The 13,230-nt window shown below is 60.0% G+C and carries 11 protein-coding genes and 1 tRNA gene; 8 read left to right on the forward strand and 4 right to left on the reverse strand.

The features are described from left to right. Window positions 1-5 precede the first annotated feature (5 nt). The 3 genes from OEZ71_RS06700 to OEZ71_RS06710 form a co-directional block, all read right to left on the reverse strand. The gene (locus OEZ71_RS06700) at window positions 6-971 is read right to left on the reverse strand and encodes a PDR/VanB family oxidoreductase (RefSeq protein WP_263739181.1); all 966 of its coding nucleotides are present in this window, start codon (window positions 969-971) and stop codon (window positions 6-8) included. Beyond that, on the reverse strand, window positions 968-1,576 hold the full coding sequence (locus OEZ71_RS06705) for a dimethylamine monooxygenase subunit DmmA family protein (RefSeq protein ID WP_263739182.1): 609 nt from the start codon (window positions 1,574-1,576) through the stop codon (window positions 968-970). The genes OEZ71_RS06700 and OEZ71_RS06705 overlap by 4 nt, the downstream gene beginning before the upstream one ends. A gap of 73 nt (window positions 1,577-1,649) precedes the next feature. Then, complete coding sequence (locus OEZ71_RS06710) at window positions 1,650-2,789, reverse strand: aminomethyltransferase family protein (protein WP_263739183.1); 1,140 nt, start codon at window positions 2,787-2,789, stop codon at window positions 1,650-1,652. Window positions 2,790-3,413: 624 nt separating this feature from the next. Between OEZ71_RS06710 and OEZ71_RS06715 the strand changes: the two genes are divergently transcribed. From OEZ71_RS06715 to glnT, 6 genes are all read left to right on the forward strand, one after another. Next, window positions 3,414-4,775 carry an ammonium transporter gene (locus tag OEZ71_RS06715; protein ID WP_263739184.1) on the forward strand — a complete coding sequence of 454 codons (1,362 nt, stop codon included), beginning with the start codon at window positions 3,414-3,416 and terminating at the stop codon, window positions 4,773-4,775. A gap of 12 nt (window positions 4,776-4,787) precedes the next feature. Then, complete coding sequence (locus tag OEZ71_RS06720; RefSeq protein WP_263739185.1) at window positions 4,788-5,003, forward strand: hypothetical protein; 216 nt, start codon at window positions 4,788-4,790, stop codon at window positions 5,001-5,003. A gap of 133 nt (window positions 5,004-5,136) precedes the next feature. Then, a complete protein-coding gene (locus tag OEZ71_RS06725) occupies window positions 5,137-6,033 on the forward strand; it encodes a class II glutamine amidotransferase (RefSeq protein ID WP_263739186.1) in 897 nt (298 codons plus the stop codon). A gap of 19 nt (window positions 6,034-6,052) precedes the next feature. Continuing rightward, window positions 6,053-6,748 carry a GXGXG domain-containing protein gene (locus OEZ71_RS06730; protein WP_263739187.1) on the forward strand — a complete coding sequence of 232 codons (696 nt, stop codon included), beginning with the start codon at window positions 6,053-6,055 and terminating at the stop codon, window positions 6,746-6,748. A gap of 9 nt (window positions 6,749-6,757) precedes the next feature. Then, window positions 6,758-8,086, forward strand: a complete 1,329-nt coding sequence (locus OEZ71_RS06735) for an FMN-binding glutamate synthase family protein (RefSeq protein WP_263739188.1) — start codon at window positions 6,758-6,760, stop codon at window positions 8,084-8,086. A 28-nt stretch (window positions 8,087-8,114) separates the two neighbouring features. Continuing rightward, window positions 8,115-9,443, forward strand: coding sequence for a type III glutamate--ammonia ligase (glnT, locus tag OEZ71_RS06740; RefSeq protein ID WP_263739189.1), 1,329 nt, complete (start codon window positions 8,115-8,117; stop codon window positions 9,441-9,443). A gap of 300 nt (window positions 9,444-9,743) precedes the next feature. Here the strand turns inward: glnT and OEZ71_RS06745 are convergent. Continuing rightward, window positions 9,744-9,817 (reverse strand) — tRNA-Cys (locus OEZ71_RS06745). Window positions 9,818-9,939: 122 nt separating this feature from the next. Here OEZ71_RS06745 and rlmN point away from each other — a divergent pair. Next, window positions 9,940-11,136 (forward strand): dual-specificity RNA methyltransferase RlmN, encoded by a 1,197-nt coding sequence (gene rlmN, locus OEZ71_RS06750; RefSeq protein WP_263739190.1) that lies wholly within the window; start codon window positions 9,940-9,942, stop codon window positions 11,134-11,136. A 287-nt stretch (window positions 11,137-11,423) separates the two neighbouring features. Continuing rightward, on the forward strand, window positions 11,424-13,169 hold the full coding sequence (locus OEZ71_RS06755) for a hypothetical protein (RefSeq protein WP_263739191.1): 1,746 nt from the start codon (window positions 11,424-11,426) through the stop codon (window positions 13,167-13,169). Window positions 13,170-13,230 lie beyond the last annotated feature (61 nt).

Consider the following 13,230-nt stretch of genomic DNA (forward strand, 5'->3'; position numbering starts at 1 on the left):
CCCCCTCAGCGGTCTAGTACCAGACGCCGCCCTTCAAAGCGGCTGACGCAGGGCATGATCTTGTTGCATCCCGTGCGCTGGTCCTCCGTCAACCAGTGGTCATTGTGAATGAATTTGCCCTCATGGGCGATGACATCCGTCTCGCATTGGCCGCAGGCACCGCCACGGCAGAGATAAGGCGCGTCCACACCGGCGGCCTCGATCGCCTCCAGAAGGCTTTGATGCTCGCCGACAGTGATCGTCTTGCCGGATTTTGCCAGTTCCACCTCGAAAGGTTTGCCCGACTGGGGCGCCAGGAACTCTTCGTAATGCACGGCAGTCTCGGGCCAGCCATGATCAAGGGCCGTGTTGCGGACCCAGTCGATCATGCCTTTCGGGCCACAGACATAGATATGCGTGCCCAATGGCTGCCCGTCGAGCAGGGTTGCGAGGTCGATCGCCTGCTTCTTGTCATCATAGTAGATATGGACACGGTCGGGATGCGCCGTGGTCAGTTCATCGACGTAGGACCCGAGCGCAGCCGTGCGCACCGAATAGTGCAGTTCAAAGTTCCCACCGGCATGGCTCAGTTGCTTGATCTGGGCAAGGAACGGCGTGATGCCGATACCACCCGCAAACATCAGGTGCTTGCGCGCCCTCAGGTCGAGCGAGAAAAGGTTGACCGGGTAGGAGATCACCATCTCGTCGCCGGGCTTGACCTTGTTATGCATGAACAGGGATCCGCCCCGCCCTTCGTCGTCGCGCCGGACCGAGATTGTAAAGGCCGACCGGTCTCCCGGATCGGACATCAGCGAATAAGGGTTTAGTCGCGTTGTCGCGCCATCCCGCATCTCGACAACGGTATGGGCGCCGCCGGAAAAAGTGGGCATCTCACCACCGTCGCGGCGCACGAACTTGAAGCGCTTCACCAATTCATTGACGTCGACCACCTCGGCCACGCGGACTGCGATTTTTGCTGTTCCCGCGCTCATGAATAAAGCTCCTTCTGCGGCGGGACCTCTCCGGGGTCCTCGGCATCGACGCAGACGCCCTGATAGGCGCCGATCCGGCGCGAGAAATGGTCGCGCACGAAAAGGTTCAAACCGCAATGGGCGCAGACGAAAGGATCGGTGGTCACATCTTCGGTGATGCCCTTGCAATGCACGCATTGCATCCGCCGCGCCACCGATCCGCGGTGTTCGGTCTGGATCGCGGCCAGCGGCAATCCGGCAGCCAGCGCGGCTGACATTGCCCGCCCCATCAGCCCTTCAGTGCCGGCCAGATAGATTTGCAGCCCCATATGCGCGTCGGACAGAACCCGCTGGATGCGGCTTTCGGCGGCATCATAACTGGGGCCGACATAGATCGAGGCGGGCTTAAGTGCGGCCAGCGCATCGCTGTAGCGTTTGCCGGTATCCTTCGGCAGATAGATGAGATGGGCCATCGTTAGGAGTGCCGGGGCGGCATTCGCCAGATCGATTAGCGCCTCGGCACCTTCTGCATCGGCGATCATCAGGTGCGCCTTGCCCTTTCGCGGCTCCAGCGTACCCCAGATCGGGCGACTGGCGATGGAGGGTGGGAAATTGAACTTGGTCATGTCTCGCATTCAGGCTTTCGGTGAAAAGGCTGGCAGGCAGGCCGCAGGGGACCTGCCTGCCTTAGGGGAGGACCTATCCTTTTGCGGTCCGCCGTTCCTTTTTCTCGTCATAGAAGGGCAGCGCATGCGTCACCGCGCCGATCGCTCCGTGGGTCGCACAACGCACCTCAAGTTTGGTGCCATTATTGGCGCAATCGACCGGCAGGCGGGCGATGGCCACATTGTGCTTGTTCAGCGGCGAATACATCGCCTGGGTGACGACGCCGACCTGCTTGCCGCCCCGGAAAACCGGCGCGCCGTTGCCCGGCACGTTGGTCCCGTCGAGCTTCAGACCCCAGATCTTGAAGCGTTCCTTGCCCTTCAGCCGGTAATGTTCCTCTGCACCCCGGAAGCCGGTTTTGCCCGGCGACACGGTGAAGTCGAGCCCGAGTTCCCAGAGCGTGTCGCCGGGGCCCTCGTTATCGAACGGATACATCTCGGAATTGTCGTAGGGGTAGAACAGAAGATAGCTCTCAACGCGCAGCATATCGAGCGTGGTGAACCGGCAGGGGATGATCCCCATGGAGGCCCCCTCCTCGAGGATACGATCCCAGATCATGCCCGCATCCTGCCCGCGGCAGAAGATCTCATAGCCCCGCTCGCCGGTATAGCCTGTGCGGGTAATGGTCACCGGCACACCGAAAAGCGACGTATGCATGATGCCGAAATAGGCCAGATCGCGAATGCCGGCGACATGCTTTTCCAGGTACTCGACCGCTTTCGGCCCCTGCAGGGACAGATCGTGCAAGTTGTCGTCAAAGCGAACCGAGACGTCGCGCCCTGTCGCCGCCATGGTGATTTGTTCATGGCCCTGACCAGAGCCGTGAACCAAGAGGAAACTGTTCGGCCCATAACGGTAGATGATGCAGTCATCGACGAACTTGCCGGCATCGTTCAGCATGCAGGCATACATCGACCGACCCGGCATGATCTTTTCGACATTTCGAGTGGTCGCGCGATCTATGACGTGACTCGCCCCCGATCCGGTGATGTGAACCTTCTTCAGCCCCGACACATCCATGAGTCCGGCCTTGGTGCGGATCGCCATGTATTCGGCATCAGGGTCACCCTTTGAATAGGACCAGGCCGTGCCCATGCCGCTCCAGTCCTCCAGATCGGACCCAAGCGCCCTGTGGCGGTCACCGAGCGCTGAAAATCTCCAAGACGACGTCATTTTTCTCTCCCTGTTCTGACTTCGGTGCCCGTCGCATTTCGACCCGTTTCCAGGGCTGATCGAGGCGTCGCGGCGAACCGACCTTCGTCAGGGCCATTATGGTCTGTCGGTCAGTCAGTTCAGCGTACAATCTCAACGGCCTTGGGCTCGAAAAACTCGAGGCTAACGTCTTCTCGAAAAAGGATGCGCGGCGCCAGACATGCCTGTCAAGAAAATATTTTTCTTAAAAAGAGAGAATTCGCTTGGCACACTACAGGGATAGCTTTCTCCAAGGAAGCGTCCTGTTCGGCCGCATATGTAAGCGATGAACCGATCCAGAACTCTCTTTGCTACAGGCGCATACGCATAGAGATTCGCATAAAGCGAAGTGGTGCTAATGTTCCGTTTCGCTCTCAATCTCATGGTCGGCACCCATACTCTCGCAATCATCGGTTCGAATGCGTTTTTCACACGTTTAGACCGCCGAATCTTCAGTGTGCGGGACCCGGCAACACCCGGCCCCGTTGTTTGTTCATTCTTTTCATATGTTTGCGCCACCACACGCCCATCAGGAAAAAAAGTTGACTGAAGAGAATGCTTGTACTCGTATTAACCGCAGGGAGTACGACGACAGGGAGACAAAAAGTGGATGGAAATCTAAACGCCCTCACGACGGTCTTTACCGAGTTCTACTATTGGGTAACCGTTGTGTTCATGTTCCTCATTCATGTGGGATTCTGCATGTATGAGGTTGGCGCCAGCCGGCGCCGCAATCATATGCATACGCTGATGAAGAACGTGATGATCATTCCTTTGGTCACGGTCACGTTCTTCTTCTTTGGCTGGTGGATCTATTGGGCCTTCCCCAATGCATTCCCCGGCATGGGCGGTATCGGCTGGGAAGCCGGCGCACCCTACGCACCCTGGTCCGAGAACATGGGCACCCATCTTGGCGACCGCATCACCGGCGTCTTCTGGGCGGCGTTCCTTTTGTTCTCATGGACAGCCGCCTCGATCGTGTCCGGTTCGGTCATCGAGCGAATCCGTTCTTCCGCGCTCTGGGTCCATGCGGTCATGATCGGATCGGTCTGGTGGATCATCGACGCCGCCTGGGGTTGGCACTGGGACGGCTGGATGGTCAAGGTTCTGGGCTATCATGACGCCTATGCCTCGGGCGTTATTCATGCCATCGCGGGCGGCTATGCTCTCGGTGTGATCATGGTGCTCGGGCCACGGATCGGCAAGTTCGCCGCCGACGGCACGCCGCGCGATATCCCGCCGCACAACCCGTGGATGCTGACCATCGGTCTCTTCCTCATTTATACCGGGTTCTGGGGCTTCTACGCGGCATGCAACGTACCGGTCATAGCACCCGAGGTCATTGACGGTCAGATCACCGGCACGACATGGACGGCGACCAACATCTATCTGGCACCGACGACCCTCTCGGCCATCACCTTCAACTTCCTGATGTCACTGTCGGGCGGGTTGATGGCGGCCTATGTGGTGTCCAAGGGTGATGCGTTCTGGACCTTCTCAGGCGGTCTTGCCGGGGTCATCACGGCCTCGGCCGGGAACGACCTTTACCACCCGATCCAGGCCATGTTGGTCGGCGCGGTCGGTGTCGTGATCGTCTACAAGCTGCACTACTGGGTCGAGCGCAAGTTCAAGCTCGACGATGCAGTGGGTGCTGTCGCGGTGCACGGTTATTCCGGCGTCATTGGCCTGATCATCGCGGGCTTCCTTCTGTGGGGCGCACCGTCGTCACCCTATGAGGGGTATGCGACGATCAACCCGATCGGCAACACCATCGGCGCGGCGATCATGTTCGGCCTCCTGGGCTTCCTGCCCGCTTATGTGCTGGCCAGACTTCAGGCGGCCGCAGGTGTTCTGCGCATCCCGCGCGAGGTGGAGCTTCAGGGCCTCGATTACGCCGAGCATCACGCCTACGAGGATGCCGTTCACGCAATCACCGAAGCCGATCTGGCTGCACTTACAACCAAGTGAGGAGGATATCTCATGTCTACGATTGGGTATGATAGTTGGGCTGTCGACCTTGCCGAAGTTGGCGCAGTCTATCCCTTGCAGGGCACCGAATGGCTGATGGTCATCCTTGGCGTCGCCTTCTGGATCGGCTGGCACCGCATTCAGTTCGTCCGCGAGGGCGCGCACCTCGAAGAAGCCAAACACATGGGTGACGAGGAGAAGATCAAGGAGCTGCTCAAGAAATATTGAGCGATCTGTCGGGCGGGGGGAAACCTCCGCCCGACTTGCCTTACACGAATATTTGTTTCTTTTAAGTTGACTCTATTCGCTATAAAGCTAGTGTCGAAATAGGGAAGAATCGTACTGCCTAAGGAGGCATGAAATGTGCGGAATTGTTGGTCTGTTCATCAAGGACCCGGCGCTTGAGCCAAAGCTCGGCGAGCTTTTGACGGATATGCTGATCACCATGACGGATCGCGGCCCGGACAGCGCGGGGATCGCCATCTATTCGCGGCCCGATGACGGCCTTGCCAAGATTACTGTCCAGTCGCCGAACCCGAACACAGATTTCGCGAACCTCGACAAGGACCTCAAGGAGGCGATCGGCAAGCCCATCGCGCTGAAGGTCAAAAGCACCCACGCTGTTATCGAATTGCCGATGGATCAGGTTGACGCCGCGCGCTCGGCGCTGACACATCTGCGTCCTGAGGTGCGCGTCATGAGCTCGGGCGACAGCCTTGAGATCTACAAGGAAGTTGGCCTGCCCAAAGACGTCGCGGCGCGGTTCGACCTCGCCAAGATGAAAGGCACCCATGGCATCGGCCATACCCGCATGGCGACGGAATCTGCCGTGACCACATTGGGCGCGCACCCGTTCTCCACCGGATCGGACCAGTGCCTCGTGCATAACGGATCGCTCTCGAACCACAATTCTCTGCGCCGGATGCTGGCACATGAAGGGGTGCGGACCGAGACGCAGAACGACACCGAGGTCGGCGCCGCCTATCTGACCTGGAAGATGCGCGAAGGCGCGACGCTCGGCGAAGCGCTGGAATCTTCCATTGACGATATCGACGGTTTCTTCACCTTCGTCGTCGGCACCAAGGACGGTTTCGGCGTCATCCGCGACCCGATTGCCTGCAAACCCGCCGTGATGGCCGAGACCGACCAGTACGTGGCCTTTGGCAGCGAATACCGGGCGCTGGTGAACCTGCCCGGCATCGACAATGCCCGCGTCTGGGAACCGGAGCCGTCCACCGTCTATTTCTGGAACCACTGAGATTGGGAACGCGGATACAATGAGCAAACAGACTTTCGATCTTGCGGCCCAGAGCCTGAGAGAGCTGAACTCGGCCCTTCACGCGCTCAACGGCCAGACCAACCAGACGGCCTGGGACGTCGTCAATCCGAAAGGGTCGCATGCTATTGCGGCGGGCCTGGACGCGCCGCTCGACGTGACCGTCCATGGATCAACGGGATATTACTGCGCCGGGATGAACAAGCATGCCACCGTCCGCATCAAAGGATCGGCCGGGCCCGGCGTGGCACAGAACATGATGTCGGGCGCCGTGATCGTCGATGGTGATGCCTCGCAATATGCAGGCGCCACCGGTCGTGGCGGGCTTCTGGTGATCAAGGGAAATGCCTCGTCGCGCTGCGGGATTTCGATGAAGGGTATCGACATCGTCGTGCATGGCAATATCGGCCATATGTCGGCCTTCATGGCGCAGTCGGGCAACCTCGTGGTTCTGGGCGATGCGGGTGATGCGCTCGGGGACTCGCTCTACGAAGCCCGGATGTTCGTACGCGGCAAGGTGAAGAGCCTTGGAGCCGACTGCATCGAAAAGGAGATGCGGCCCGAGCATTACGATCTTCTAGAAGACCTTCTCCGCCGTGGCGAGGCCGACGCCAAGGCCAAACCGGAGGAATTCCGGCGCTACGGCTCTGCCCGCAAGCTCTACAACTTCAACATCGACAACGCGGACGCATACTGAGGAACGATCATGACCAGCGAATTTCCCCATACCCCTCCGCGCAAGAGCTATACCTTCAGCGATGCGGCGAATGCCGAAATCCGCCGGGCCGCCGCTTCCGGCATCTATGACATCCGCGGCGGTGGCACCAAGCGTTACCTTCCGCATTTCGACGATCTTCTGTTCCTCGGCGCCTCGATCAGCCGCTACCCGCTGGAAGGCTATCGCGAGAAATGTTCGACCGATGTCTGGCTTGGCACCCGCTTTGCCAAGAACCCGATTCACCTCGATATCCCGGTAACGATCGCGGGCATGTCCTTCGGTGCGTTGTCCGGCCCCGCAAAAGAGGCCCTCGGCCGTGGCGCATCTGCGGCCGGAACGTCGACGACCACGGGCGACGGTGGCATGACGGAAGAAGAGCGCGGCCATTCCAAGACGCTGGTCTATCAGTACCTGCCCTCGCGCTACGGGATGAACCCCGATGACCTGCGCCGCGCTGACGCGATCGAGGTCGTAGTCGGTCAGGGCGCAAAGCCCGGCGGCGGCGGCATGCTTCTCGGCCAGAAGATCTCTGACCGTGTGGCGATGATGCGCAACCTGCCCAAGGGCATCGACCAGCGCTCGGCCTGCCGCCATCCGGACTGGACCGGGCCGGACGACCTTGAGATCAAAATCCTCGAACTGCGAGAAATCACGGATTGGGAGAAGCCGATCTACGTGAAGATCGGCGGGGCGCGGCCCTACTACGACACCGCGCTGGCGGTGAAAGCCGGGGCCGATGTCGTGGTGCTGGATGGCATGCAGGGCGGCACAGCGGCAACGCAGGACGTCTTCATCGAACATGTCGGCCAGCCCATCCTCGCCTGCATCCCGCTAGCCGTGAAGGCGCTGCAGGACCTCGGCATGCACCGCAAGGTGCAACTGATCGTCTCGGGCGGTATCCGCACCGGTGCAGACGTCGCAAAGGCCATGGCGCTTGGCGCCGACGCGGTTGCCATCGGCACGGCGGCCTTGGTCGCGCTCGGCGACAACGATCCGGTATTTGAAGCCGAGTACCAGAAGCTCGGCACCACTGCCGGGGCCTATGACGACTGGCACGAGGGCAAGGACCCCGCCGGCATCACGACGCAGGACCCCGAGCTTTACAACCGCTTCGACCCGGTGCTGGGGGGACGACGTCTCAAGAACTATCTCAAGGTGATGACGCTTGAGGCGCAAACGATCGCGCGGGCCTGCGGCAAGAACCATCTGCACAACCTTGAACCCGAGGACCTTTGCGCCCTGACGATGGAGGCAGCCGCCATGGCGCGTGTGCCTCTGGCGGGGACGGACTGGTATCCGGGAAAGAATGGCTTCTGAGCCGAATAACGCGAACTGGGAGGAAAAAATGGTCAAAGACCTGGCCAAGTATGCCAAGGAAAACGGCGTCAAGTATTTCATGGTGTCCTATACGGACCTATTCGGCGGACAACGTGCAAAACTCGTTCCGGCGCAGGCGATCTCGGACATGCAAGAAGACGGGGCTGGTTTCGCCGCGTTCGCGACCTGGCTGGACCTGACACCGGCGCATCCCGATATGCTGGCGGTGCCCGACCCGGCCTCCGTCATCCAGCTGCCGTGGAAACCCGAGGTCGCGTGGCTCGCCTCGAACTGCGTGATGGAAGGCAAGGACGTCGATCAGGCGCCACGCAATGTCCTGCGTCGGCTGATCGACGCAGCCGCGTCTGAAGGGCTGCATGTCAAGACCGGCGTCGAAGCGGAGTTCTTTCTGCTGACTCCGGATGGAAAGCAGATCAGCGACCCGTTCGATACCGCAGAAAAGCCCTGCTATGACCAGCAGGCGGTCATGCGCCGCTACGATGTGATCAAGGAAATCTGCGATTACATGCTGCAACTCGGCTGGGGGCCCTACCAGAACGACCACGAGGACGCCAACGGCCAGTTCGAGATGAACTGGAACTTCGACGACGCGCTGGTGACCGCCGACAAGCACTCGTTCTTCAAGTTCATGACCAAGTCGGTGGCCGAAAAACACGGCTTCCGCGCCACCTTCATGCCCAAGCCTATCGAGGGGCTGACCGGCAATGGCTGCCACGCCCATATCTCGGTCTGGGACGCGCCGGGCGCGAAGGCAAAAACGAACGTCTTTGCCGGCAAAGGCGAGGGCCCGACCGGCGAGGTAGGCCTCTCCGAACGCGGCAAATGGTTCCTCGGCGGCATCATGAAGCACGCCTCTGCGCTTGCCGCGATCACCAACCCGACCGTCAACAGCTACAAGCGGATCAACGCCCCGCGCACGACATCCGGCGCAACCTGGGCACCAAATACGGTGACCTGGACCGGCAACAACCGCACCCACATGGTGCGCGTCCCCGGGCCCGGCCGCTTCGAACTGCGGCTGCCCGACGGGGCGGCGAACCCCTACCTGCTGCAAGCTGTGATCATTGCCGCCGGTCTCGACGGCATCCACAGCAAGGCCGATCCGGGCCGCCGCTGGGACATCGACATGTATGCCGAGGGGCACAAGGTGAGGGGCGCACCGAAACTGCCGCTGAACATGCTTGATGCGCTGCGCGAATACGACAAGGACAAATCTCTTAAGGCGGCTATGGGCGAAGAGTTTTCCTCGGCCTACCTCAAGCTCAAGCACAAGGAATGGAATAGCTTCGTGTCCCACTTCTCCCGGTGGGAACATGATCACACGCTGGATATCTGAAATCTACCTCCCCGCGAGAACCTTCGCCGCCCTATAGGGCGGCGTTTTTTTGCCTCGCGAAAACCTCGCGCGCCGTTAGAATCTTGCAGATTCACTTCTGCAGGTATCTGGCGCGCAGTCACAGGGTCGAGCATCAGCCTTGAGCCATGGCGAAGCTCCCGCTTCGGCGGGGCAAAACACTCGAGTTTGCGACTCGTGTGAGGGGCGTTAAGGCACACAAACCGGCAAACAGGACCAAAACACAAAGCCAGACGCGCGAACTTGCCCGAGCCGGATATACGCTAAGTAATTGGAAAACCTTGGAGGCGGGTACCGGAATCGAACCGGTCTACACGGATTTGCAATCCGCTGCGTAACCTCTCCGCCAACCCGCCGGACCGAGGCTTGCGTTGTCTATCGTGGGCGGCGGGCAGCGTCAACGGGCTGTGACGGGGGGTGTTCCGTTTCCCCCTCCAATAGCCTATATGGGGCGATCTTGATCCACAGGACCCGCCAGATGTCTGATGCCAAACCGACCGTCCCCGTCACGCAGGATGTCGTGACCATTGCCCGCAAGCTGCCGGAAGGCGGGCGGGTGAACCTTGTCGGGCTGACGCGCGACCAGCTCAGCGATGCGCTGATTGCGGCAGGCACGCCGGAAAAGCAGGCAAAGATGCGTGTCGGGCAGGTCTGGCAGTGGATCTATCACTGGGGCGTGCGCGACTTTGCCGCCATGACCAACCTCGCCAAGGAGTATCGGGCGATGCTGGCCGAGACGTTCGAAATCGCGCTTCCGGAAATCGTCACCCGTCAGGTCTCGGCCGACGGCACCCGCAAATACCTTCTGCGCATCGCCGGCGGGCACGAGGTCGAGACGGTCTACATCCCCGAGGAAAACCGCGGCACGCTCTGCATCTCGTCGCAGGTCGGCTGCACGCTGACCTGTTCCTTCTGCCACACCGGCACGCAGAAGCTGGTGCGCAACCTCACGGCGGCGGAGATTGTCGGTCAGGTCATGCTGGCGCGCGACGATCTGGGCGAATGGCCCGAACAGGGCGCGCCGAAGAATGAAACCCGTCTTGTCTCGAACATCGTCCTGATGGGCATGGGCGAGCCCTTGTACAACTTCGACAATGTCCGCGACGCGATGAAGGTTGTGATGGATGGCGAGGGGCTGACCCTCTCGCGCCGCCGCATCACGCTCTCCACCAGTGGCGTGGTGCCCGAGATCGCCAAGACCGCCGAGGAAATCGGCTGTCTGCTGGCCGTCAGCTTCCACGCAACGACGGATGAGATCCGCGACCGGCTGGTACCGATCAACAAGCGCTGGAATATCGAGACGCTTTTGGGCGCGCTGCGGGACTATCCCCGGCTCTCGAACTCCGAACGCATCACCTTCGAATACGTGATGCTGAAGGGCGTGAATGACAGCGACGAGGATGCGAAACGGCTGGTGAAGCTCATTCGCGGCATCCCCGCCAAGATCAATCTCATCCCCTTCAACGAATGGCCCGGCAGCCCCTATCAGCGCTCGGACTGGGAGCGGATCGAGGCCTTTGCCGACATCATCTACAAGGCGGGCTACGCCTCGCCCATCCGCACCCCGCGGGGCGAGGACATCATGGCCGCCTGCGGTCAACTCAAGTCGGCAACCGAGCGGGCGCGGAAGAGCCGGGCCGAGATCGCGGCCGAGGTCGGGCTTCCGAACGGCTGACAGACCACCCGGAAGCGTATCAGGCGGGCCCATCGCCAATGGCGCCGCCATCGCGTCCGGATCGGACACAGTGGCGCGCTGGCGGGCTATTTGTCGAGCGCCGGCACGATTGCCCAAGATCTCCTTGCCTTAGTAAAAGCCACCGGTCTACCGTACCCTTCAAACACTGGAACCGCGCCAGACCGGATCGGACTTGGCGTCTGACCTGTCCAGTCCGGGATGGGGTGTGACTGAACCCAAGGTATTGAATTGACCAGTTTACCTCGACGCTCTTTCCGGTTTTCGGAATGCATCCTGACGGCAACGCGCCTCTACTCCATCCGCGTCATGGCGGCCCTTGGGTCAGCTGCGCCGGTGCTGGGCGGATCATGAAAAACCGCACACCGTCGCCAAGCATGCCGCCGCTGGCCGGTGGAACCGCGACGGCCGGTTTTCTTGTCGCGATGAACGTCATTCTGTTTGTCGCTCTGGCAGCCATCTACGGCCGCGGCATCAGCCATGCGGCGCTGTTTGTCAGTGACACCTTCGTTTTCTTTGACGGGATTCACCGGATCCTGAAAGGTCAGTCCCCGAATGCGGATTTCTGGTCGCCAGTCGGGCCGATTCCCTATCTGCTGCCCTATTTTGGCTACCGCATCACAGGTACTTTCAGCGGCGCGGTCGAGATGGGATCGCTTCTTCTCGCCGCACCGACATTGACCGTCGCTTCTGTTTTGCTGTGGCGGCGAACATCGCCGGTGATGGCGCTGCTGATCCTAGGCACCATCGCAGCAGTTATCGTCGTGCCGCTGGTTCCGGGGCAAGGGGCAAACCAGATCTCACACGCGATGCACTACAACCGCTGGGGTTGGGGCCTTCTTGTAGCACTGTTTTTGCTTGGCTTACCCGGAGGCAACGGTCGGCGATGGGCATTTCTCGCAGCGGTACTCTGCGGAGGCTTGCTCGTGGGCCTTTTTCTTACCAAGATCACCTATTTCCTAGTAGCGGTCGCCTATCTCGCTTTGCTTGCGACTCTACCCGGCAACGGTCGAAGCAATGCACTGATCGCCCTTGTTACTGGTGCGGCGCTATTGACAGTTATTACTCTGTTCTCCACAGGCGTCATTTTTGGTTATGTCCATTCGATACAAGAAGCGCTGCGGTCCGACAGCGCGGTGCGTGGTTCCTATTTCGACGTCGCGTTCTCTAACCGCGACAACATCGGAATTCTGATCCTCGCGACCTATGCCGTGTTGCTCAGACCGGGTCTTTCGTGGAGAAGTTTAGCACTGGTCGGCTTCATCATGGTGTCAGGCGTCGCAATCATAGACCAGAACTACCAGTTCAAGTTCATCGTATCCTTGCCCGTAGCCTTCGCGATCTTGTCAGCAAGTGCCGCGGCGGATGCCAGCGACCGTTTTCGCATTGCATCAATCATCGTCGCAAGTGCATATCTTGTCGTTGCCCCATACGCGACCGACTGGGCGCGCGTAACGCTGCAACATGTGCGGGCTCCAACTGGTCAATTGCCTGGGATTCAGGATCCAAGATTTGACAATCTGTACATTTACAATAGTGCGACTGACATAGCCGACAGTCAGGCTGCCGATTCGTCGGTGGATCTCTATGACGGTCCTTACGACATGACTTCGCTGCTGGATGGCAAAATCCCCATTTCGCATCTGACGCGAACGGAATTCCTGCCGGTTTTGGAAGAGGGCGCTCGGCTCTTGAAGTCGCTCGGCGCTGACAAGAGCGAGATAACCACACTCGATTTTGTCAACACGATGCCTCTTATGGTCGATGCCTCGCGCAAGTCGCGCGGCTACTCGTGGATGCATTTCGGCAGGAACATGAGCGACGATACTTTGCCCGAGGGCGCAGAAATGTTCAAAGACGTTTCATATATCGCGGTGCCGCTGAAATCCGCTACGCATCCAAGCGTCTACAGGCTCCTGAGTCACTATGGCGACTATCTGACAGCAAATACGCTGGTGGCAGGACATTCTAAGAATTGGGTGGTTCTCAGGCACGAACCGGGTGCGAAGGGTTGAATCTCTTCAATGGCGAGCCGACGTGATCATGGAAAGGGTGCCGGCTGGCACAACGCAGCAC

This window comes from Albidovulum litorale (assembly GCF_025751495.1).
GTDB lineage: Bacteria > Pseudomonadota > Alphaproteobacteria > Rhodobacterales > Rhodobacteraceae > Albidovulum > Albidovulum litorale.